The 22,132-nt window shown below is 65.2% G+C and carries 16 protein-coding genes and 1 tRNA gene; 5 read left to right on the top strand and 12 right to left on the bottom strand.

Going from position 1 to position 22,132, the window contains the following annotated elements:
• Position 1: 1 nt before the first annotated feature.
• From HCU76_RS00550 to HCU76_RS00535, 4 genes are all read right to left on the bottom strand, one after another.
• Entirely contained in the window at positions 2 to 928 is a 927-nt protein-coding gene (locus tag HCU76_RS00550; RefSeq protein WP_218508151.1) for an efflux RND transporter periplasmic adaptor subunit, read from the bottom strand.
• A 26-nt stretch (positions 929 to 954) separates the two neighbouring features.
• Positions 955 to 2,499 (bottom strand): TolC family protein, encoded by a 1,545-nt coding sequence (locus HCU76_RS00545; RefSeq protein WP_218508150.1) that lies wholly within the window; start codon positions 2,497 to 2,499, stop codon positions 955 to 957.
• A gap of 528 nt (positions 2,500 to 3,027) precedes the next feature.
• Positions 3,028 to 6,744, bottom strand: a complete 3,717-nt coding sequence (locus HCU76_RS00540; protein WP_218508149.1) for an Ig-like domain-containing protein — start codon at positions 6,742 to 6,744, stop codon at positions 3,028 to 3,030.
• 128 nt (positions 6,745 to 6,872) lie between these two features.
• Complete coding sequence (locus HCU76_RS00535; protein WP_218508148.1) at positions 6,873 to 8,435, bottom strand: TolC family protein; 1,563 nt, start codon at positions 8,433 to 8,435, stop codon at positions 6,873 to 6,875.
• A 608-nt stretch (positions 8,436 to 9,043) separates the two neighbouring features.
• On the opposite strand from HCU76_RS00535, the gene HCU76_RS00530 reads away from it, so the two are divergent.
• Positions 9,044 to 11,929 (top strand): valine--tRNA ligase, encoded by a 2,886-nt coding sequence (locus HCU76_RS00530; protein ID WP_218508147.1) that lies wholly within the window; start codon positions 9,044 to 9,046, stop codon positions 11,927 to 11,929.
• Positions 11,930 to 12,186: 257 nt separating this feature from the next.
• Positions 12,187 to 13,074 (top strand): UTP--glucose-1-phosphate uridylyltransferase GalU, encoded by an 888-nt coding sequence (galU, locus tag HCU76_RS00525; protein WP_213954984.1) that lies wholly within the window; start codon positions 12,187 to 12,189, stop codon positions 13,072 to 13,074.
• Positions 13,075 to 13,113: 39 nt separating this feature from the next.
• Here galU and HCU76_RS00520 read toward each other — a convergent pair whose 3' ends face one another.
• The 4 genes from HCU76_RS00520 to cysM all read right to left on the bottom strand — a co-directional run bounded on the left by HCU76_RS00520 (position 13,114) and on the right by cysM (position 16,031).
• Complete coding sequence (locus HCU76_RS00520) at positions 13,114 to 14,196, bottom strand: SGNH/GDSL hydrolase family protein (RefSeq protein ID WP_213954985.1); 1,083 nt, start codon at positions 14,194 to 14,196, stop codon at positions 13,114 to 13,116.
• A 69-nt stretch (positions 14,197 to 14,265) separates the two neighbouring features.
• Positions 14,266 to 14,493 (bottom strand): sulfurtransferase TusA family protein, encoded by a 228-nt coding sequence (locus tag HCU76_RS00515; protein WP_213954986.1) that lies wholly within the window; start codon positions 14,491 to 14,493, stop codon positions 14,266 to 14,268.
• 84 nt (positions 14,494 to 14,577) lie between these two features.
• Positions 14,578 to 15,123, bottom strand: coding sequence for an NUDIX domain-containing protein (locus HCU76_RS00510; RefSeq protein WP_213954987.1), 546 nt, complete (start codon positions 15,121 to 15,123; stop codon positions 14,578 to 14,580).
• Between the two features lie 5 nt (positions 15,124 to 15,128).
• Positions 15,129 to 16,031, bottom strand: a complete 903-nt coding sequence (gene cysM, locus HCU76_RS00505; RefSeq protein ID WP_213954988.1) for a cysteine synthase CysM — start codon at positions 16,029 to 16,031, stop codon at positions 15,129 to 15,131.
• Positions 16,032 to 16,074: 43 nt separating this feature from the next.
• Between cysM and HCU76_RS00500 the strand changes: the two genes are divergently transcribed.
• Positions 16,075 to 16,159: transfer RNA gene (locus HCU76_RS00500), tRNA-Leu, on the top strand.
• 27 nt (positions 16,160 to 16,186) lie between these two features.
• Here HCU76_RS00500 and HCU76_RS00495 read toward each other — a convergent pair.
• Complete coding sequence (locus HCU76_RS00495) at positions 16,187 to 17,122, bottom strand: SDR family oxidoreductase (protein WP_213954989.1); 936 nt, start codon at positions 17,120 to 17,122, stop codon at positions 16,187 to 16,189.
• Between the two features lie 35 nt (positions 17,123 to 17,157).
• Between HCU76_RS00495 and HCU76_RS00490 the strand changes: the two genes are divergently transcribed.
• On the top strand, positions 17,158 to 18,222 hold the full coding sequence (locus tag HCU76_RS00490; protein ID WP_213954990.1) for a CDP-6-deoxy-delta-3,4-glucoseen reductase: 1,065 nt from the start codon (positions 17,158 to 17,160) through the stop codon (positions 18,220 to 18,222).
• 131 nt (positions 18,223 to 18,353) lie between these two features.
• Entirely contained in the window at positions 18,354 to 19,325 is a 972-nt protein-coding gene (locus HCU76_RS00485; protein ID WP_213954991.1) for a tripartite tricarboxylate transporter substrate binding protein, read from the top strand.
• A gap of 52 nt (positions 19,326 to 19,377) precedes the next feature.
• Here the strand turns inward: HCU76_RS00485 and HCU76_RS00480 are convergent, their stop codons facing one another.
• From HCU76_RS00480 to HCU76_RS00470, 3 genes are read right to left on the bottom strand one after another with little or no spacing between them, the layout of a single operon-like run.
• Entirely contained in the window at positions 19,378 to 20,142 is a 765-nt protein-coding gene (locus HCU76_RS00480) for an ABC transporter ATP-binding protein (RefSeq protein ID WP_213954992.1), read from the bottom strand.
• A gap of 1 nt (position 20,143) precedes the next feature.
• A complete protein-coding gene (locus HCU76_RS00475) occupies positions 20,144 to 20,914 on the bottom strand; it encodes an ABC transporter ATP-binding protein (RefSeq protein ID WP_213954993.1) in 771 nt (256 codons plus the stop codon).
• 19 nt (positions 20,915 to 20,933) lie between these two features.
• A complete protein-coding gene (locus HCU76_RS00470; RefSeq protein ID WP_213954994.1) occupies positions 20,934 to 22,127 on the bottom strand; it encodes a branched-chain amino acid ABC transporter permease in 1,194 nt (397 codons plus the stop codon).
• Between the last annotated feature and the right edge of the window lie 5 nt (positions 22,128 to 22,132).

Raw genomic sequence — 22,132 nt, 5'->3', positions numbered from 1 at the left:
TTCAGCGGGCGCGCACGGCGCTCGTGGTTTGCGCGACGGCCGTGACCTTCGTGCTGGTGGATGCAACCGGAGCGACCGGCGCGGCGGCGACTTGCGCATTGGGGACGGCGGCGGCAACGGGAACCGCCGCAGCGGTCGCCGCGACAGGCGCTGCGGCGCCGAGGGTGGCGCGGCCGCTCATGCCGGGCAGGACTTGCGCCGGTATCTTCGGCACGGCCGCGATCACCTTGATCGTCTGGCTCACGGCATCCACGCCGCCCGAGATGCGTTGCACCTTGGCTTGCAGCACGTCGCCCGTTTCGTCGACCTTGAAATTGAAGTCGGAACCGGTGTGCAGCCAGGCGAGCCATTTCGACGGCACGACCATGTGCAGCTCGACCGGGCCGTCGCTCACGACGCGCATCAGCTTCTCGTTGGCTTGCGGCGATTCGTGCACGCGGGTCATCGTCTCCACGACGCGGCCGGCGAAGGGCGCGACCACGCGGCAGCCGGTCATGCGTTCCTGGATGACCTGCGACTGCGCTGCACGTTCCTTTTCCTTGAGGCCGGCGATCTCGGCTTCGGCGCGGCCGGTGGCTTCCATGCCGAGCAAGGCGCTCTGCACTTCGGCATTACGTGCCTCGGCCTTCTGGCCGGCACGGGCCGCATTCAGTTCGGCGCCGAGGCGGGCGCAGTCGAAGCCGACCAGCACGGCGCCCTTCGGAAAGCGGTCGCCTTCGCGGAAAGGCATGCTTGTGATGCGCTCGGAGACGCTGCTGGAGAGCACGGCTTCCTGCTGCGCACGCAGCACGCCGCGTGCGACGCCGGCATCGGCGCCAGGTGCGGTCTGTGCCATCGCGAAGGGAGCTGCGAGGGCGAGGCCGAGGAGGCTGAGGTGGGCGGCGCGCTTGAACGAGCCGACCTGGACTTGGGAGAGGGAGTGAGTCATGGCGTTGATCGATCAGTAGGAGTTGTTCAGGAGTTGGAGGAAGCCGGGGCAATCGCCACCGAGTCCCCGCGCTTGGCCCACATGCCGCGCAGCCTGCCGGCGAGTTCGTTGACCGGTTGCGTGGTGCTCATGTCCTTGTCCACCGGGTCGATGCCCAGCGAGGAGTACACGTTGGCGTAGGCGTTCTGCAGGTCTGCCAGCGCCATGTCGTAGCGCACCTCCGACACGAGCGTGTTCATCTGCTCGCGGATCAGCGTCTGGCGGCTGAGCTTGTCGGACTTGAAGCCCGCGTCGATCTGCTTCTCGATCTTTTCCTGCACGTTGTAGTAACGGCTGGCCGTGTCGAGCTCGCGGATGCGGAATTCATAGCGCGCACGCGCCACCTCGACCTGCGTGCCCACCGCCATCGTCAGGGCGAGTGCGCGCTGGTCCAGCAGTTGGCCTTGCGCCTTCACCTTGGCTTGCGCCGCCGGCAGGCTGAACACGTTCAGCAGGTTCCAGCTGGCCCGTGCGCCGAAGCCCAGCCAGTTGGCGTTGTAGAGGAAGCTGTTGCTGCTGGCGTCCAGGCCCGCGAACACGCGCAGGCTCGGCAGTGCGCGCAGGTAGGCCGCCGTCTCTTCACGGTCGTTGTTGCGCAGCTGATAGGCCACTTCGCGCAGTTCCGGACGGTTCTCGATGGCCGTCTGCAGCATGTCCTGGCCTGGCAGGCTGAAGGGCTTCCACTGCATGTTGCGCGTGGGCATGGCGACCTTGAAGGAGGTGTCGGCCGGGAGGTTCATCAGCGCGGCGAGTTGTTGCTTGGCCACGCTCAGTTCACGGCCCAGGTTCTGCGCCTCGCGGCGGATGCTCAGCAGTTCGCGCTGGTAGGTCAGCGGCGCGAGCGGTGCGGAGAGACCCGCCTTTTCCTGCTTCTCGGCCTGTTCGAGCGCGGACTTGGTGACGACTTCGAGTTCGTTGATCTTGCCCAGCAGGCGCTCGGCGGAGACAGCGCGCCAGTAGGCGGTGCGCACGTCCTCGACGATGCGGTTGGCGACCTTGCGCTTGCGCTCCTCGGCGATGTTGACTTCGTCGGCGGCCTGCTTGGCACGCACGTAGGACAGGCCGAAGTCCAGCACGTCCCAGCTCAGCGTCAGGTCGGAAGCCAGTACGTTGCGGTCCGAGGAGGTCGAGGGCTCCAGCGAGGTGCGCCCGGTGCTGATCGAGCGGCTGATGCCGCCGGAGTCGTTGTTGCGCCCGGCGTAGTCCAGCGAGACCACCGCCTTGGGCAGCATGTCGTAGCTCCTGAGGTCCAGCTCGCGCTGGCTCAGCGCCACGGTCATGAGTTCGACGCGCGAGTCGAGGTTGTACTTGAGGGCGCGCGCCATGGCTTCGTACAGGTCGATCGCGCCGGTGACGGGCTCCTGGTCGGCTGCGACGCGGTGGATCAGGTCGGTGGCGCGGTCCTTGTTCTGCCTGGCCTCGAAGGGCTGCGGGGACACCGCGCAACCGGTCAGCGCAATGCACAGCAACGCGGCGTGCGCCGGACGCTTGAGGATCCACTGGGCGGGCTTGAGAAATCTTGCGCTTGTCATATCGTCTGGAACTCCGTGTGTATTGCCTGTGCTCGGCGCAATTGCGCTTTGCTCGAATTAATCAACCTCCGCCAATTTTCCCGAACCGTGGAATTGATGAATACCCTTTGGCGACTGGCCGGAGGCTGAATCAATCAATACTTCACAATTAAAAATCTTTGTGCTCCACGGCAATCAGTCCCACAACGATTTTGGAATCGGCTCCTGAAAGCAATGGAAATCGCTGCACTGGCTCGACTTTCAGATCGTCTGTGCTCGGAGGAGAGTTCGACGAATTTTCAGGCTTGCCGTCATTTGCTGGAATCCACTCGCTTCAGGACGGGTGGAACATCTGACGGGTTCAATATTAAGAAAATTGCCGTTTCCGGTCTGCGGGAGCCTTCCCACAGCGGCGCTGACATTTCCTATTCGCCTTCAGGAATATTCGGAAGCAAGACAGAATTGCCAATAAAAAAAAACGCCCGGAACCGGCGCCGCAATCAAGCGGGCCGGTTCCGGGCGATTCGGTTCAGCGGGCGCGGCCGGGTATCAGCAGCCGCCGAGCGCCTTCATCAGGTCCTGGTTGGCGGACGAACGGTGCCGGCTCGCGTGCTCCAGTTGCTTGCCCGCGTCGACGGGGCCCGGCAGGCCTTGGACCGTGAAGTCCTTGATGGTCGGCGTGTCGCCGTCGATGTCGCTGACGTTGGACAGCAGGCCGTCCTTCGGCAGCACCACCAGCGGCTGGTCTTCCGGCGTGCTGACCAGGGTCTGCACCGGCTCCCCCGGTGCGCCAGGTTCGCTCGGACCGTGGGGCACGCCCGGCTCTGCCGGGGTGCCGGGATTGCCCGGATTGCCCGGCTCGACCGGTTGCACCGGCGGCAGCGGCGTGATGACAGGGGCATCGTTCACCGGCGCCACGTCGATGGTGACGTGGCCCGTGGCCTTCAGGTCGGTCAGCGCGATCGCGGTGTCTTCCTTCGTGACGAAGGTGTCGTCCGTCGCCACCGGCGCGTCGTTCGACGGCTTCATGCCGACCTGGACATTGCCCGTGCTCTCGGCGCCCGAGGTGTCGGCAACCACATAGGTAAAGTTCACCCAACCCGTGACGTCCTTGCCCGGCACGAAGACGATCGTGCCGTCCACAGCCACGTTGACCTTGCCGTTGGTCACGTCGATGCTCTGCGCGATGCCGGGCGTGAGCGGCACGCCATTGATCGACACGATGTGCAGCGCGTCGCCATCCGGGTCGGTGTCGTTGGCCAGCGGGTTGATCGTCACCGGCACGTCCTCCTCGGTGAAGTACACGTCTTTCTTTGCCACCGGCGGATCGTTCACCGGCGTCACGTCGACCGCGACATGGCCTGTGGCCCTGGCGTCCGAAGTGTCGGCCACGACGTAGTCGAAGCCGGCCGTGCCGTTGTAGTTCGCGTTGGGCACGAAGGTGAGCGTGCCGTCGGTGGCGACGTTGACCTTGCCGTTCGGAACATCGATCGATTGCGCAGTGCCGGGAGTGATGTCCACACCATTGATCGAGACCAGGTGCAGCGTGTCGCCGTCGACATCGGTGTCGTTGCCGATCAGGCTCACGACGACCGGCTTGTCCTCCTGGGTCGAGAAGCTGTCATTCATCGCCACCGGCGGATCGTTCGCCGGCGTGACCGTGATGTTCACCGTGCCCGTGTCGGTCTTGCCGCTGGTGTCCTGCACCACGTAGTCGAAGGTTGCGGGGCCGTTGTAGTTGGCCGCCGGCACGAAGCTCATGCTGCCATCGGCCGCGATCTTGACGGCGCCATGGGGCACCGCGATGGTCTGCGCGCCGCCAGTCAGGGCCGTGGCATTGATCGAGCTGACCTTGAGCGCATCGCCGTCGGGATCGGTATCGTTGGCCAGAAGCTTCAACGCGACCGGCGTGTCTTCATTGGTGACGAATGCGTCGTCGCCCGCCACCGGCGGATTGGCCACTTCGCGCATCGCCACGCGGTCGATCAGGTAGTCGTTGGTGGAACCGGTGTTGGGCGTGACGCGGAAGGCCAGGACGTAGTTGCCGGTGGTGGGCAGCGTGAAGTTGCCGCTGAAGGTGCGGAACACCTGGCCGTCCGGGGAACTGCCGCCGCTGGGCAGGCCGGAGATCATGCCTTGGGCCAATACCGGGCCGAAGGTCTTGGTGTCGACGTTGTACATCGACACCTCGTAGCCGTCCATGCCTCCGTGGGTGAAGCGGTCGGCCAGGTCGAAGGTGTATTCGTACTTCGCCGCAGCCAGCGGCTGCTCGAACTTGTAGTAGACGGCCTCGGTCGTGGTATTCAACTCATTGACCACGCTTTGCATGCTGCCGGCAGGGCTGGCGCCCACGCCAGGGTTCAGTTCAGCGAACAGACCGCCCGTCTGGTCCGACTCCCAGCCGCGGGTGCCGTTGCCGTAGCCGTAGGCGTCCCACACGTTGCCCGCCTTGCCGGGCAGCGCACCTGTATACCAACCTGATGCCGTCGAGCCCGAGAAGTTGCCGTTCTTGATGAGGTTGGGGCCGTTCTGGTCACGGTCGAGAATGCCGTCGCCGTTGTCGTCCAGGTCGGTCTTGTTGCCGATGCCGTCGCCGTCCGAATCGAGGTCGACCGAGACCTTGGCGACCACGGTGTTCGACAGGTTCGTGCCGTCCGAGGCCTGCAGGAAGAAGGAGCGGTCGCCCAGGTGGGCGTTGAGTCCGGCCGCGTTCGAATACGTGATCGAGCGGATCAGCGCCGTCAGGTCCGCGGGCGGGATCACCGCGCTGCCGCCGGCCGCGTTGGTGATGGTGAACTTGCCAGCGGCGGTCGGGTGGACCAGGAAGGTGGTGCCGCCAACGGTGACGGTGACGTCGGCCGTGGAGCCCAGCGGCACCTTGGCGCCGCCGATAGTCAGCGCTTCGCTGGTGCCGTCGAGCACGCCGCCCGAGGTGATCGTCAGGGACTTGAAGGACGTGACCGAGCCGACCAGGGAAGCCGAGGCGTCCGCCGCGTCTGCCAGGTTCACGCTCTTGAGGGTCGTGCCTGCCAGGTAGATGGATTCGTTGTTGGCATTGTTGGCCCCGCCCCGCGAGTTGTTCGGGTCCAGGTTCAGGCGCGGGTCATTGGGGGCGGCATCCACCCGGAACTGCAGGAAGGAAGCGGCCATCCCGGCCGAGGACATGTTGGGAGCCGACTCGTACACGTTGAATTGAGCGTTCACGAAGCCGGTGAAGCCTGCGGCGGGCGTCAACCTGACGCCACCGTTGGCGCCGGCGAGCAATGCGTTGACTGCCGCGGCCGAGCCTTCGATCCGCAGCGCATTGGTGCCGCTCCCGGTCACGGTGACGCCAGGCGCGCCAGCGCTGTCCATCGTGCCGTCTGACAATGGCTGAATCAGCACCATGAGGTTGTCGTTCGCCATGCCGGGGGTGACCGACAGGCCGGTCAGCATCTGCGATCCGCTGTCCTGGTGGATGGGCACGCTCGTGCCCCCGCCTTTGATGACAGGAGTCGCCAGCAGGTGATCCCAGTCGGCAGCGCGCACCGAAGCCGCTTCGATGGAGCCGACTCTGTCCTCGAGGTCCCAGTCCCCGCCCAGGCGCTCGGCGCCCGTCGGGTCGGTGGAGGCTGCCACGTCGGCGCCGGTGATGTCGGCCAGCAATTCGGCGGCGTGCTCGCCGCTGTCGCCTGCGGCAAAGTCGCAACCGTAGATCAGGATGTCGCCGTCGGCCGAGAGGCTCTTGCCGATGGCGGCCAGTTCGTCGCGGTATTCGCCCTGCATGCTGGCCGCGTTGATCACGGCCGTGCCCAGGTGCAGTTCGCCGGCGCTGCCGTGGCTGAGGATCTGGATCGAGGAGATGTCGGTGCGGCCTTGCAGCACTTGCGCCATCTCGTGCACACCGTCCTGGCCCGCCTCGATGAAGTGCACTTCGGCGTTGGGGCCCAGGTCCTTCACGAGGGTGTCGACGTCGGGCAGCGTGTGGTCGATGAAATAGACGTTCGCCGCAGCGGGTTCGCTTGCGCGCGGCGCGCTGTTGCCGGCTTCTACGGGTGCAGCCGCGACGTTGGCGTGCTCCAGCGCCTGCATCAGTTCAGCATTCGCCGCATCAGGCGCGTGCGCCGACGCGGCCTGCGCGTGGTCAGTCGCCTGGGCCGCAGTCGCAGCCGCTGCGGCGTCCAGCAGGACGCGGGACTCGAGGGCTTGCAGGCGAAGCTGCGGCGCGGCCTTCAGGGCCTTGGACGAGGAGGTTCCGCGCTTCTGATGACGTGATGTTTTGGACATGATGACTTACTGGCTGAACTGAAACTGACGGGGCTGGGAGGTGTTCAAGGCCGGGCGTCCCGATGGCGGGGGGCCCGACGCTGTGGATGCCTGTGGTCTGGGGATGCGACGCTCGACGCGCGCCAGACTCAGGACTTCGAAGGCGAGGCGGCCGTGGCCACTGCGTCCTGGCGCTTGGCCCACATGCCGCGCAGCCTGCCGGCCAGTTCGTTGACTGGTTGCGTGGTGCTCATGTCCTTGTCCACCGGGTCGATGCCCAGTGACGAGTACACGTTGGCGTAGGCGTTCTGCAGGTCTGCAAGGGCCATGTCGTAGCGCACTTCCGACACGAGCGTGTTCATCTGCTCGCGGATCAACGTCTGGCGGCTGAGCTTGTCGGCCTTGAAGCCCGCGTCGATCTGCTTCTCGATCTTTTCCTGCACGCCGTAGTAGCGGCTGGCCGTGTCGAGCTCGCGGATGCGGAATTCATAGCGCGCTCGCGCCACCTCGACCTGCGTGCCCACCGCCATCGTCAGGGCGAGTGCGCGCTGGTCCAGCAACTGGCCCTGCGCCTTCACCTTGGCTTGCGCCGCCGGCAGGCTGAACACGTTCAGCAGGTTCCAGCTGGCTCGTGCGCCGAAGCCCAGCCAGTTGGCGTTGTAGAGGAAGCTGTTGCTGCTGGCGTCCAGGCCCGCGAAGACGCGCAGGCTCGGCAAGGCACGCAGGTAGGCCGCCGTCTCCTCACGGTCGTTGTTGCGCAGCTGGTAGGCCACTTCGCGCAGTTCCGGACGGTTCTCGATGGCCGTCTGCAGCATGTCCTTGCCGGGGAGGCTGAAGGGCTTCCACTGCAGGGTGCGCGTGGGCATGGCGACCTTGAATTGCGTGTCCGGGGGCAGGTTCATGAGTGCTGCGAGTTGCTGCTTGGCCACGCTCAGCTCACGCCCCAGGTTCTGCGCCTCGCGGCGGATGCTCAGCAGTTCGCGCTGGTAGGTCAGCGGCGCCAGCGGGGCGGACAGACCCGCCTTCTCCTGCTTCTCTGCTTGTTCGAGGGCAGACTTGGTGACGACCTCGAGTTCGTTGATCTTGCCCAGCAGGCGCTCGGCAGACACAGCGCGCCAGTAGGCGGTGCGCACGTCCTCGACGATGCGGTTGGCGACCTTGCGCTTGCGCTCTTCGGCGATGTTGACTTCATCGGCAGCCTGCTTGGCACGCACATAGGACAGGCCGAAGTCCAGCACGTCCCAGCTCAGCGTCAGGTCGCTGGCGAGCACGTTGCGGTCCGAGGAGGTCGAGGGCTCCAGCGAGGTGCGCCCGGTGCTGATCGAGCGGCTGATGCCGCCGGAATCGTTGTTGCGCCCGGCGTAGTCCAGCGAGACCACCGCCTTGGGCAGCATGTCGTAGCTCTTGAGGTCGAGCTCGCGCTGGCTCAGCGCCACGGTCATGAGTTCGACGCGCGAGTCGAGGTTGTACTTGAGGGCGCGCGCCATGGCTTCGTACAGGTCGATCGGGGCAGCGACGGGCTCCTGGTCGGCGGCGACGCGCTGGATCAGGTCGGTGGCGCGGTCCTTGTTCTGCTTGACCTCGAAGGGCTGCGGGGCGACCGCGCAACCGGTCAGCGCAATGCACAGCAACGCGGCGTGCGCCGGACGCTTGAGGACAGCCTTGCCCAGCCGGAGTGCGGGGGCGCCAAATTTTGCCTTTTGGGTGTTCATATGTTCAATCAACTCTGTGGTCCGACGAGCGACGCGTGCTGCGTTTTTGCCCGAAATATTGTTAAGTCCTCAAGTCTTGCACCGTCTTGACAATTGACCCGTCATTGGCGGTTTCAATTGATTCAATTCGGTCAACTTTTCATCAATTGCCTTTGTCACTGCCTTGATCGTGAATTCTTTCCAAGCAATTAATTCACGCTCCAATTCAGCTCTCGAAAGGATGGCAACCAACGCTTGAGCAAGCCATGGCGGGGGCGACTCCATACAATGAGGCTGTCGCATCCAACCCATCTATTAAAGAACATTCACTTGATAAACGATGTAGGAGGCTCCGACGGAATTCGCAAGACAATTCCCAAACGCCATGCAGAAACTTCCCACTTGCGCCCCCGTGCCCGCTCAATTGACAATTAATTCCGGAAAACCAGCCGAATATCAATTCGCACAACGACGGCAGGACGAGCGCCACGCCCGTGCTGGCAGGCGCCACGCAGAAGGCGCGCGGCCCCGAGCGCCTGCTGCGTGGCGGCGTCGAATAAAATCGCGGCCCTTCTCCTACTGTCCCGAACGACTTCCACGCGAAGCGTTCGCGTTCCCCCTGCACCCCCATGAGCGACACCCTGCTTCAACCTGGCCTCGAGAGCCTGTCCAAGTCCTTTGAACCCGCCGCGCTCGAAGCGCACTGGGGCCCGGAGTGGGAGCGCCGCGGCTATGCCAAGGCCGGCTACCGCGGCACGCAGGCGCCACAGGAAGGCGCCCCGGCCTTCGCCATCCAGTTGCCGCCGCCGAACGTCACCGGCACGCTGCACATGGGCCACGCGTTCAACCACACGATCATGGACAGCCTCACGCGCTACCACCGCATGAAGGGTGACAACACGGTCTGGGTGCCCGGCACCGACCATGCCGGCATCGCCACGCAGATCGTGGTCGAGCGCCAACTGCAGGAACAGAAGCTCGACCGCCACGAACTCGGCCGCAAGAACTTCGTCGCGCGCGTGTGGGAGTGGAAGGAACAGTCCGGCAACACCATCACCGGCCAGATGCGCCGGCTCGGCGACACGGTCGACTGGAGCCGCGAGTACTTCACGATGGACGACAAGCTGTCGAAGGTCGTCACCGACACCTTCGTCAAGCTCTATGAAGAAGGCCTGATCTACCGCGGCAAGCGCCTCGTCAACTGGGATCCGGTGCTGAAGACCGCTGTGAGCGATCTGGAAGTCGAGAGCGAGGAAGAGAACGGCTTCCTCTGGCACATCGCCTACCCGCTGGAAGACGGATCAGGTTCGCTGACGGTCGCGACCACGCGCCCCGAAACCATGCTCGGCGACACCGCCGTGATGGTCCACCCCGAAGACGAGCGCTACACGCACCTCATCGGCAAGAACGTCAGGCTGCCGCTGGTCGACCGCCTCATCCCCGTGATCGCCGACGAATACGTCGACAAGGCCTTCGGCACCGGCGTGGTCAAGGTCACGCCCGCGCACGACAACAACGACTACGCCGTCGGCCAGCGCCACAAGTTGCCGATGATCGGCGTGCTCACGCTGGACGCCACCGTCAACGAGAACGCGCCCGAGAAGTACCGCGGCCTCGACCGCTTCGTCGCGCGCAAGGCCATCGTGGCCGACCTCGAAGCCATCGGCGCATTGGTCGACACGGTCAAGCACAAGCTGATGGTCCCGCGCTGCACGCGCACCGGCGCCGTCATCGAGCCGATGCTCACCGACCAATGGTTCGTCGCAATGAGCAAGCCTGACGCGAAGGGCCAATCCATTGCGCAGAAGGCGATCGACGCCGTGCAGTCCGGCGAAGTGCGCTTCGTGCCCGAGAACTGGGTCAACACCTACAACCAGTGGATGAACAACATCCAGGACTGGTGCATCAGCCGCCAGCTCTGGTGGGGCCACCAGATCCCCGCCTGGTACGACGAAGACGGTGCGGTCTACGTGGCGCGCAACGAAGCCGACGCACAAGCCAAGGCGCCGGGCAAGACGCTCACGCGCGACGAGGACGTACTCGACACATGGTACTCGTCGGCATTGGTGCCCTTCTCGACGATGGGCTGGCCCGACGACATCGGCGATTCGTCGACCGCCGACTACAACCTCTACCTGCCCTCGTCCGTGCTGGTGACGGGCTACGACATCATCTTCTTCTGGGTGGCCAGGATGATCATGATGACCAAGCATTTCACCGGCCGCGTGCCCTTCCGGGACGTCTACATCCACGGCGTGGTGCGGGATTCGCACGGTCACAAGATGAGCAAGTCCGAAGGCAACGTGCTCGACCCGGTCGACCTGATCGATGGCATTGCCTTGCCCGAGTTGCTCGACAAGCGCACCCAGGGCCTGCGCCGACCGGAGACCGCGCCGCAGGTTCGCAAGAACACGCAGAAGGAGTTCCCGGAGGGCATCCCGGCCTTCGGCGCCGACGCGATGCGCTTCACTTTCGCGTCGCTGGCTTCGCTCGGCCGCAGCATCAACTTCGACCCGAAGCGCTGCGAGGGCTATCGCAACTTCTGCAACAAGCTCTGGAACGCCACGCGCTTCGTGCTGATGAACTGCGAAGGCCAGGACTGCGGCCTGATGGAGCACACGAAAGAGGAATGCGCCGTCGGCGGCCCGGCCCACGGCTACCTGACCTTCAGCAAGGCCGACTTCTGGATCACCTCGCAGCTGCAACGCGTCGAGGCAACCGTCGCCAAGGGCTTCGAGGAATACCGTCTCGACAACGTCTCGACCGCCATCTACCAGTTCGCCTGGGACGAGTTCTGCGACTGGTATCTCGAGATCGCCAAGGTGCAGATCCAGAACGGTGACGATTCGCAGAAGCGCGCCACGCGCCGCACGCTCATTCGCGTTCTTGAAGCGCTGCTGCGCCTCGCGCATCCGATCGTCCCGTTCATCACGGAAGAGCTGTGGCAGAAGGTCGCGCCCGTCGCCGGACGCGGCGGTGAGTCGATCATGATTGCAGCCTACCCGCAATCGCAACCCGGGAAGATCGACGAAGCCGCAGAGGCCCACGTCGCCAAGCTCAAGCAGCTGGTGGACGCCTGCCGCACGCTGCGTGGCGAAATGAACGTCTCGCCCGCCACGCGCCTACCGCTCTACGCGGTGGCCGATAGCGAAGCCGATGCCAAGTTCATCCGCGACACCGCGCTGGTGCTGCAGGCGCTGGCCAAGCTCAAGGAAGTGAAGCTGTTCGAAGACGCGGCCGCCTGGTCCGCGGCCGCCGAATCGGCACCCGTCGCGGTCGCCGGCGACGTGCGTTTCTGCCTGCACATGGAGATCGACAAGGGCGCGGAAAAGGCACGCATCGGCAAGGAGACGATGCGGATCGAAGGCGAGATCGCGAAGGTGCACGGCAAGCTCGGCAACGAGGCCTTCGTCGCCAAGGCCCCGCCGGCGGTGATCGAGCAGGAGCGCAAGCGCCTGACCGATTTCAGCGCCATGCTGGCCAGGCTGCAGGACCAGCTCGCCCGGTTGGGATGAACGGGCGCGCTCGCAGCAGCGCGCCCAGTGCCAGGCCCGGGAACGGGAAGATGGCGGGGAGGAATACGCGTGCATTCAGGAACGCGCAGGCGCTTCCACGTGCCGCAATTCGGCGATGTCTCGCCTGATGGCTCTCCTCCGACTTTGTTCACATGTCCGAGCGGGCTAAGCACCTTGGCTGACAGGTTCCACGCCGCAAGGCCACTAATATCCAGCTCTTGCCGCTTGTGCACCTTTCTTCTTCATTCAAACACCTCATGTCTTCACCCTCCACCATTCGCAAAGCCGTATTCCCGGTCGCTGGCTTCGGCACCCGCTTCCTGCCCGCCACCAAGGCCCAGCCCAAGGAAATGCTGCCGGTGGTCGACAAGCCGCTGATCCAGTACGCCGTCGAGGAGGCCTATGCCGCAGGCATCCGGGACATGATCTTCGTGACCGGCCGCAACAAGCGCGCCATCGAAGACCACTACGACACCGCCTACGAGCTTGAAAGCCAGCTCGAGGCCAGCAAGAAGTTCGAGCTGTTGAACATTGCGCGCTCGGTCATGCCCGACGACATGACCTGCTCCTACGTGCGCCAGCCGCGCATGCTGGGCCTGGGCCACGCGGTGCTCTGCGCCGAGCACCTGGTCGGCAACGAGCCCTTCGCCGTGTTGCTGGCCGATGACCTGATGGTCGGCCCGTCGGGCGGCGAGCCGGTTCTCGCGCAGATGACGCGCGCTTTCGCAAGGCTGCAAAGTTCCTTGCTCGCGGTGCAGGAAGTGCCGCTCGACCAGGTCCGCCGCTACGGCATCGTGGCCGGCGACGCCGTCGAAGCCGGCCTGACCAAGATCACGCGCATGGTCGAGAAGCCCAAGCCCGAGGATGCGCCTTCGCGCCTTGGCGTGGCCGGCCGCTACATCCTCACACCGGCCGTGTTCGACGAAATCCGCAACCAGCCCACCGGCGCCGGCGGCGAGATCCAGTTGACCGACGGCATCGCTTCGCTGCTGAGGAAGGAATCGGTCTACGCCTACGCCTACCAAGGCACGCGCTACGACTGCGGCAGCAAGGAAGGCTTCCTGCAAGCCACCGTCGAACTGGCCCTGGCCCACCCCGAGGTCGGCAGCGAATTCCGCGCCTACCTCAAGAGCCTGGCGCTCTGACTGAAACGAGCTGGGCGACACGGCCCGGCGACCACCGCCTCAATGCGTGAGGAACTCGATGACTTCCTCGTCGCTGATCGGCGTCAGCTGCGCGCCGGTCAGTTCGCGCAGGCGCTCGACAAGGTGCTGCGCCCACAAGGTGTTCATCGCGGTGCCGGCATGCCCGTCGCCGAGCCACGCGTTCTCGGGTCCATCGCCCGCGGTGTTGGAGATTTGCAGGGGGCCGATCGCGACCGTGCGATAGGCAGGCTCGCCCCCGGGCCCGCGTTCACCCCAGAGCCGCCTGAACCAGGTGCCGAAATCGACATAGGCGACCCTGGCCGGATGGCGTGTCGCAATGCCGCGCAATGCGTCGTCGAAGTTTTTCAAGGCTTTGCCGATGTTGTCCCTCGCCGCGGCGCTGCGGTACTTGTCGAAGGTGCCGGGATCATCGGCGTCACTGGCGGCGCCCACCACCAGGATGCGCGTGTCCGGATGCGAGGCCAGAATCGTGTCGACCGCCCGCTCGATCTGTCCGCTGCAGTAATCGATGGTTGCACGAAGCTCGGGTGCGGCGGGATCGCTCGCCTGGAGATCCAGCAGCCGGTTCCAGTCGTTGGCGCCGACGTTGATCACCACGGCACCCCGGCGCCAGCGCTCGGGCTCCCGATCCATCAGCGCCACCAGCCGCGGAACCTGCCGATAACGCTGCCCGAGGCGGTCGCCCATGATGTTCTTGCAAGCCGCGCCGGTGTTGGCAAAGTTGTAGAGATAGTCTTCCTTCCTCGGTGCGCGCCCGCCCCCCAGGCCCATCTCGTCCCGCAACCAGGCGGCAATGCCGTTGCGCCCCCAGCGCACCCACGGACCCAGGTCGATTTCCGATCCGCGCATGCGCGCAAGCACCTCGGTCCACTGGAAGGTGCGCTCGCGCAGTGCGGCGTCGCGCAGGCCGCCACCTGGCGGAAAGGTGATCTGGTCCTGGTAGGAATGACTCCCCGAATCGCCGATCACCGCCAAGGGCATCGCCGACGTGATCGGCCGATGGCGTGCATCGTCAGGCAGGTTATCCGGCCACAGTACGGCGCCCGCGAGCAAGCCCACCATGCTCGTCACCAGCGCGATCAATATCAGCCTTGCAATCACCTCACAAGCCTCCCCAGGCAGTCTTAACCCATGCTGACCGGCGAAGGCCCGCGGGTTGAGCGGACGGACTCAGCGCCTTCGCAACACGTGAATGAAATCGTCGCCCTGCGTCTGCTGCTCCACCAGGTCATTGCCGGTCTGGCGGGAAAACGCCTGGAAGTCGCGCACCGAGCCGGCGTCGGTCGAAACGACCCTCAGCAACTGGCCGCTCGTGAGTTCGTTGAGCGCCTTCTTGGCCTTGAGGATCGGCAGGGGGCAGTTGAGGCCGCGGGTGTCGAGCTCTTTGTGGATGTGCATGCGAATCCTTGATCAGACCTGGATTCTAGGTTTTGTCGGCGCTGTTCGCTGTGTCGCGAGGCATGCCGCGGCACGCCGAACGACCTATGCAGCCGCAGCGGGATTCGCAGGCCTCGGCCATTCCACGAAGGTCGGTTCATGGCCGCGGGTGCGCAGCCAGTCCGCCAGCGCATAGCCGGTGCCGGCCGGCCAGCAGCGAAGGTCCGGCAGGTCGTAGAGCCGGTAGTCGACCAGTTCCGGCGACAGGCTCACTTCGCCGTCCGCTACCGCGTGGTAGGCGATGATGATCTGGTTCATGCGCTGGAAGTCGTAGACCCCGACCAGGTTGAGTTCGCTCGTATCGAGGTTGGTTTCCTCCTTGATCTCGCGCGCGATGCCTTCCTGCGGGGTTTCGCCGGCCTCCATGAAGCCGGTGATCAACGCGTACATCTTGTGCGGCCATGCGGCATTGCGCGCCAGCAGCACCTGGCCCCGGTACTCGATGATCGCCGCCAGCACCGGGGTCGGGTTGTTCCAGTGCGTGTGGCCACAGGCCGGGCAACGCAGGCGTGACTTCGGTCCGCCATCTTCATGGAGCGCGATCCATTCGAGTGGCGTGGCGCAGGCGGGGCAGAACTTGGGATCGGGCATGGTGTTCAGGCTGGAAAGACGCCGGTGGAAAGATAGCGGTCGCCCCGGTCGCAGACGACAAACACGATCGTCGCGTTTTGCACCGTCTTTGCAATCTCCAATGCGACCCAGAGCGCCCCGGCGGCGGAGATGCCGCCAAAGATGCCCTCTTCGCGCGCCAGGCGCCGGCACATCTCCTCGGCGCTGTCCTGGCTCACGTTGACGACCTGGTCGACACGGCTCGGGTCGTAGATCTTCGGCAGGTAGGCCTCCGGCCACTTGCGGATGCCCGGGATGCGCGAGCCCTCGTCGGGTTGCGCGCCGACGATCTGGATGGACGGATTCTTTTCCTTCAGGAAGCGCGAGACGCCGGTGATGGTGCCCGTCGTACCCATCGCGCTCACGAAGTGCGTGATGCGCCCGCCGGTGTCTTCCCAGATCTCGGGGCCGGTGGTTTCGTAGTGGATGCGCGGGTTGTCGGGGTTGGCGAACTGGTCGAGCACCCTGCCCTTGCCCTGCACCACCATGCGGTCGGCCAGGTCTCGGGCGTACTCCATGCCGCCGCTCTTGGGCGTGAGGATGAGTTCGGCGCCGAAGGCCTTCATGGTCTGCGCACGTTCCACGGAGAGGTCCTCCGGCATGATCAGCACCATGCGATAGCCCTTGATGGCCGCGGCCATCGCGAGCGCGATGCCGGTGTTGCCCGAGGTCGCCTCGATCAGCGTGTCGCCAGGCTTGATCTCGCCACGCTCCTCGGCGCGCTTGATCATCGACAACGCGGGCCGGTCCTTCACCGAGCCGGCGGGGTTGTTGCCTTCGAGCTTGCCAAGGATCACGTTGCCGCGTTTGTCGTTCTCGGCGGCATCGATGCGCCGCAATGCAACCAGCGGCGTCTTGCCGATCGCGTCTTCAATCGTCGGGTAATTCATGGGGAGTCACTGTGCCATAATTTCGGGCTGCACTTCTCCCGATGCCCGGGTGGTGAAATTGGTAGACGCAGGGGACTCAAAATCCCCCACCGAAAGGTGTGCCGGTTCGATTCCGGCCCCGGGCACCAGCCGATCCCAAGCGGTCCGCTGGCAACTCATCCAGACGCTCCCCCGCTTCGCAACCCGCTTTCCACTGTCGGATAGCGCAGTCGCACGCGCAGTTCGCGCTTCATGCGCGTGTTGTCCAGCCGCCGCGATTCGCCCATGAAACTCAGCAATTGCCCCGGCAACTGCTTCTGCGCGTCGTCGCGCGAAATCCGCGGCGGGCGCGCCATGCCGTAGAGGTCGGCCGCCAGGTCGACGTAATCGCCCATCCGGATGTCGCTGTCGTCGCTCACATGGAAGACACGCTGCGGACCGCCGCGCCACAGCGCCGCGACACAGGCCCGCGCGAGATCGTCGGCGTGAACATGGTTCGTGAAGACATCGTCCTCGCGCCGCAACACCGGCGTGCCCTTCTTCAGTCGTTCGCGCGGCGTGCCGCCTTCACGGTCGGGCGCATAGATGCCGGGAATGCGCAGCACGCGCACAGCGGGACCCAGGCGTCCGAACCAGCGCACGGCGCGTTCGGCATCGACGCGACGGTGCGCACGCGGGGTCCCGGGCCTCACCGCCCGCGCCTCGGTCACGCGCGCGCCGCCGCAATCGCCATAGACACCGCTGGTCGAACCGTAGACCAGCGCCGCGGGCAAGGAGCGCACCGCCAGTGCACGCACGAGCGCGGTGGTACGCGCATCGCGCCACCAGGGCGCGCCTTCCCGCACGGGTGGCGCGAGATGCAGCACGCGCGTAGCGATGCCCGCCAGGCGTCGCAGCGTGTCAGGCGCGTCGAGGTCGCCCGTGATCGGCCTCACGCCGGCATCGCGCAACAGCTGCAACCTGGCAGGCGAGGAAGTCAGCGCCATCACCTGCAAACGTCCTCTCATTTCACGCGCGGCGCGCAATCCGACATCGCCGCAACCGACGATCAAGACACGTTCGCGGCGGAAGCGCGCTGGCAGCGCGCCGAGGGGGCTCTGGTTTGAGGGCAAAATCCGGTTCCTTTTCGCGATTCCGAGAATACCCAATGACGAGCGCAGCCCCGCACGAGGCGGGCTTTCACATCACCGTCGAGCCCAGCGGTCGCCACTTCACGGCACACAGCGACGAAACGATCCTTTCGGCCGCGATACGCCTCGGCGTGGGCTTGCCTTATGGCTGCAAGGACGGCGCCTGTGGCTCGTGCAAATGCAAGAAGCTTTCGGGCGAGGTCACCCTCGACGCGCACCAGAGCAAGGCTCTGAGCGCCGAGGAAGAGCTCAAGGGCTACATCCTGACCTGCCGCGCCCACGCGAAGACCGACGTCGTGCTGGAGTCCCGCCAGGTCACCGAGGCCGGCGCGCATCCGATCCGCAAGATGCCGGCCCGCGTCTTGGCCCTGCAGAAGAAATCGCACGACGTGGTGCTGCTGCGACTTCAGTTGCCGGCCGGCGAGCCGCTTCAGTTCCATGCGGGGCAGTACGTCGAGTTCATCTTGCGCGATGGCGCGCGCCGCAGCTACTCGATGGCCAACGCACCGCACACCCTGGCCACGCCCGGAACCGGGCTCGAACTGCATATCCGCCACCTGCCCGGTGGCAAGTTCACCGACCACGTCTTCGGCGCCATGAAGGAGAAGGAGATCCTCCGCATCGAGGGGCCCTACGGCAGCTTCTTCCTGCGCGAGGATTCCCCCAAGCCGATCGTGCTGCTGGCCTCCGGCACTGGCTTCGCGCCGATCAAGGCGCTGCTCGAGCACATGAAGTTCAAGGGCGTCGATCGGCCGGCCACGCTCTACTGGGGCGGCCGCCGCCCCGAAGACCTCTACATGGACGACTGGGTGCGCGACCATCTGGCCGAGTTGCCGAACCTGCGCTATGTGCCGGTGGTGTCCAATGCCGTGCCCGAGGACAACTGGACCGGCCGCACCGGCTTCGTCCACCGCGCCGTGCTGGAAGACATCAAGGATCTCTCGGGCTATCAGGTCTACGCATGCGGCGCACCCATCGTGGTGGATTCGGCCAAGCATGACTATGTGGCAGAGGCCGGCTTGCCTGAGGAAGAGTTCTTTGCCGACGCATTTACCACCGAAGCCGACAAGGCCCTCCCCTAGAAGTGGTGAATAAACCTACTGCGCGACCCGATCTCGCGCCTGCGGTGCTCACCGTACGTGAGTGCGGTTCCGCTCCTCGACGCGACCTCGGGTCGCTCGCTACGGTTTCTTCGCCACTTCTGCCGCCGCTTATGAAAACCAGACAGATTCTTCTTTCGACATTTGCCGCCTTCGCTTTGCTCGGCGGCGGGCACGCCTTGGCGCAGCAGAAGCCGATACGGCTGATCGTCCCTTACGCGGCGGGTGGTCCCATCGACGTCACGGCGCGTGCGCTCGCGGAGCGCGTGCACGATTCGCTGGGCACGGTGATCATCGACAACAAGCCGGGCGCGGGCGGCAACATCGGGGCCGACATGGTTGCCAAGGCGGCGCCGGACGGATTGACGATCGGCATTGCGGCCACCGCCACCAACGCAGTCAATCCGTGGCTCTACAAGAAGATGCCGTTCAACGCGGCGACCGACTTCGCGCCCATCACGCAGATGGTCCGCGTGCCCAATGTGCTCGTGATGAACGCGCAAACAGCCGAGCGCCTGAACATCCACAACCTGCCCGAGCTGATCGCCTACGCGAAGAAGAATCCCGGCAAGCTCAACTACGGCAGCGGCGGCAACGGCAGCGCCGGCCACCTGGCAGGCGAAATGTTCAAGAAGGAAGCCGGCATCTTCGCGCTGCACATCCCGTACAACGGCGGCAATCCGGCGCAGCTTGCGCTGCTGTCGGGCCAGGTGGATTTCAACTTCGACAACCTCGCCACCGCCGCGCCGAACATCCGATCCGGCAAGCTGAAGGCGATTGCCGTGACCACCGTGCAGCGCAACGCCGCGCTGCCGGACGTGCCGCCCATGGCCGACACGCTCAAGGGATTTTCGATCGACACCTGGTGGGGCCTGGTCGCACCCGCGGGCACGCCACGCGAGGTGGTCATGAAGCTGAATCAGGCCTTCGTGGCCGCACTCAACGCGCCGGAGACCAAGACCCGTTTCGCAGTCCTGCTGGCAGAGCCGGTGCCCACCACGCCTGAACAGTTCGGCGCTTTCATGAAGAGCGAACTCGGCAAGTACGAAAAGGTCGTCAAGGCCACCGGCGCCCAAGTCGACTGACCAGAAGGCGTGAGGAGCGGCACGAAGTGCCGCAGAACCTGGTGACGAGCCTCTATTCCCCGAGGTACGCCGCGCGAACCTTGGGGTCGGTCAGCATGACCCGCGCGTTGCCGTTCATCGAGATCACGCCCGACTCCATCACATAGCCCCAGTCGGCCAGTTGCAAGGCGCGGTTCGCGTTCTGTTCCACCAGCATGATGGTCACGCCCTGCGCCGCCACCGTCTGCACCACCTCGAAGATCTTGTCGCACATGATCGGCGACAGGCCCATGGTCGGCTCGTCCAGCAGCAGGACCTTGGGTCGCGCCATCAGCGCGCGGCCCATGGCCAGCATCTGCTGCTCGCCGCCGGACATCGTGCCCGACAGTTGATCCTTGCGTTCACGCAGGCGCGGGAAGGTCACGAAGACCTGCTCCATGTCCTCGGCAATGGCCGCCTTGTCGCTGCGCAGGTAGGCGCCGATCTGCAGGTTCTCGGTGATCGTCATGCGCGTGAACACGCCACGGCCTTCCGGCACCATGACCAGGCCTTCGCCCACCAGGTCCCACGCGCCACGGCCCTTGATGCTGCGGCCGAGGAATTCGATCTCGCCGGCCACGGCAGGCTGCGTGCCGGTGACGGCCTTCATGGTGGTCGTCTTGCCGGCGCCGTTGGAGCCGATCAACGAGACCAGCTCTCCTTCGCGCACTTCGAAATCCACGCCCTTGACGGCCTGGATCCCGCCATAGGCCACCTTCAGGCCCTTGACCTGCAGCAGTACCTTGCCGGTGCTGCGAGCGGGGGTGGCCGTCGGCGCTGTCATTTCTGCGGTCGTCATCTCAATGCCCTCCGGTGCCGAGGTAAGCCTCGATCACCTTTTCATTCTTCTGCACGTCGGCGGGTACGCCTTCTGCAATCTGCTTGCCGTAGTCGAGCACCGTGAGGCGGTCGCACAGGCCCATGACGAGCTTCACGTCGTGCTCGATGATCAGCACCGTGCGGTTGTCGGCGCGGATGCGGCTGATCAATTCGCGCAGCTGCAGCTTCTCGGTCTGGTTCATGCCCGCGGCCGGCTCGTCCAGCGCGATGAGCTGCGGGTCGGTGGCCAGCGCGCGCGCAATCTCGAGGCGGCGCTGGTCGCCGTAGCTCAGCGTGCGCGCCTTGAAGTCGGCGTACTTGCCCACGCCCACATAGTCGAGCAGTTCCTGCGCGCGCTTCTTGATCGCGGCCTCCTCGGCCTTGAACGCACCCGTGCGCAGGATCGCGCCGACCACACCCGAATGCGTGCGGATGTGGCGCCCGACCATGACGTTCTCGAGCGCCGTCATGTCCTGGAAGAGGCGGATGTTCTGGAACGTGCGCGCGATGCCAGCCTTGGCAACCTCGTGCACCGCCGTCGGACGGTAGGGCTTGCCGGCCAGTTCGAAGGTGCCGCTGTCGGGCGTGTAGAGCCCGGTGATGACGTTGAAGAAGGTGGTCTTGCCGGCGCCGTTCGGCCCGATCAGGCCATACACCTGGCCGCGCTTGATGGTGATGCCGACGTCCGAAAGCGCCTGCAGGCCGCCGAAGCGCTTGGAGATGCCGCGGACATCGAGGATGGTGTCTGTCATAAGTGTTTTCTCGTGCCGCTCAAGGGTTGATCGACATCGGACGGCCGGGTTCGCCCGGCACCTCGTCGGCGGGTGCGTCCAGGATCACGCCGGCGTGGTGATGGGCCGGTGGTGGGGCCGCGCCGCCGCCGCCATTGCCGTTCTTGCGCACCTTGCCATGCTCCGGCGAGGGCCAGAGGCCGCGCGGGCGGACCAGCATGATCACGATCATCGCCAGCGCGATGAACAGCTGCCGCAGGATCGACGAATCGAGCCGCCCGCCGGTCATTTGCTGCAACGGTCCCGCCACGTAGCGCAGTACTTCCGGCAGGGCCGACAGCAGCACGGCGCCCAGGATCACGCCCGGCAAGTGCCCGATGCCGCCAAGCACGACCATCGCGACGATCATCACCGACTCCATCAGGCTGAAGGACTCCGGCGAGACGAAGTTCTGGAACGACGCGAACATCGCACCCGACACGCCGCCAAAGCTCGCGCCCATGCCGAAGGCCAGCAACTTCATGTTGCGCGTGTTGATACCCATCGCCTTGGCTGCGATTTCATCCTCGCGAATCGCCATCCAGGCGCGGCCCACGCGCGACAATTGCAGGCGATGCGAGATGATCACCGTGAAGATCACGAGGATCAGGAACAGGTAGTAGTAGAGCGACACCGACGAGATCGAGAAGTCGCCGAACAGCTTGTGCGGCTTGCCGAAGCTGAAGCCCAGGATGCCCACCGGATCGATCGCGTCGATGCCCTTGGGACCGTTGGTCACATTGACTGGATTGTCCAGCGTGTTCAGGAACACACGGATGATTTCACCGAAGCCGAGCGTCACGATGGCCAGGTAGTCGCCGCGCAGGCGCAAGGTCGGCGCACCGAGCAGCACCCCGAACAAGGCGGCCAGCACCAGCGCCATCGGTATCACGGCAAACAACGAGACGTGCAACCCGCCAGGGAACATGGCCTTGATGGCCGGGAAGGTATCGGTCAGGTGCGGCGAAGCCAGCAGCGCGTACATGTAGGCACCGATGGCGAAGAAGGCCACGTACCCCAGGTCGAGCAGGCCGGCATAGCCCACCACGATGTTGAGGCCCAGCGACAGCAACACGTACAGCAGCGCGATGTCGACGATGCGGACCCAGGCATTGCCCTGCGTCTGCAGCAGCAAAGGCAGGATCAGCAGGCCGAGCCCAGCGACCAGGAACCAGATGAAGTTCTTGTTTTTCATGATGG

The organism is Variovorax sp. dw_308, from assembly GCF_019207085.1.
GTDB lineage: Bacteria > Pseudomonadota > Gammaproteobacteria > Burkholderiales > Burkholderiaceae_C > Variovorax.
The sequence above is the reverse complement of the archived record's forward strand: the minus strand, read 5'-3'. Positions and strand labels throughout refer to the sequence as shown.

Coding starts and splice junctions, on each gene's coding strand:
- HCU76_RS00510 (WP_213954987.1), bottom strand. CDS start 15,123: ATGCCCGATCCCAAGTTCTGCCCCGCCTGCGCCACGCCACTCGAATGG.
- HCU76_RS00550 (WP_218508151.1), bottom strand. CDS start 928: ATGACTCACTCCCTCTCCCAAGTCCAGGTCGGCTCGTTCAAGCGCGCC.
- HCU76_RS00480 (WP_213954992.1), bottom strand. CDS start 20,142: ATGACGACCGCAGAAATGACAGCGCCGACGGCCACCCCCGCTCGCAGC.
- HCU76_RS00545 (WP_218508150.1), bottom strand. CDS start 2,499: ATGACAAGCGCAAGATTTCTCAAGCCCGCCCAGTGGATCCTCAAGCGT.
- HCU76_RS00485 (WP_213954991.1), top strand. CDS start 18,354: ATGAAAACCAGACAGATTCTTCTTTCGACATTTGCCGCCTTCGCTTTG.
- galU (WP_213954984.1), top strand. CDS start 12,187: ATGTCTTCACCCTCCACCATTCGCAAAGCCGTATTCCCGGTCGCTGGC.
- HCU76_RS00530 (WP_218508147.1), top strand. CDS start 9,044: ATGAGCGACACCCTGCTTCAACCTGGCCTCGAGAGCCTGTCCAAGTCC.
- HCU76_RS00475 (WP_213954993.1), bottom strand. CDS start 20,914: ATGACAGACACCATCCTCGATGTCCGCGGCATCTCCAAGCGCTTCGGC.
- cysM (WP_213954988.1), bottom strand. CDS start 16,031: ATGAATTACCCGACGATTGAAGACGCGATCGGCAAGACGCCGCTGGTT.
- HCU76_RS00515 (WP_213954986.1), bottom strand. CDS start 14,493: ATGCACATCCACAAAGAGCTCGACACCCGCGGCCTCAACTGCCCCCTG.
- HCU76_RS00470 (WP_213954994.1), bottom strand. CDS start 22,127: ATGAAAAACAAGAACTTCATCTGGTTCCTGGTCGCTGGGCTCGGCCTG.
- HCU76_RS00535 (WP_218508148.1), bottom strand. CDS start 8,435: ATGAACACCCAAAAGGCAAAATTTGGCGCCCCCGCACTCCGGCTGGGC.
- HCU76_RS00490 (WP_213954990.1), top strand. CDS start 17,158: ATGACGAGCGCAGCCCCGCACGAGGCGGGCTTTCACATCACCGTCGAG.
- HCU76_RS00540 (WP_218508149.1), bottom strand. CDS start 6,744: ATGTCCAAAACATCACGTCATCAGAAGCGCGGAACCTCCTCGTCCAAG.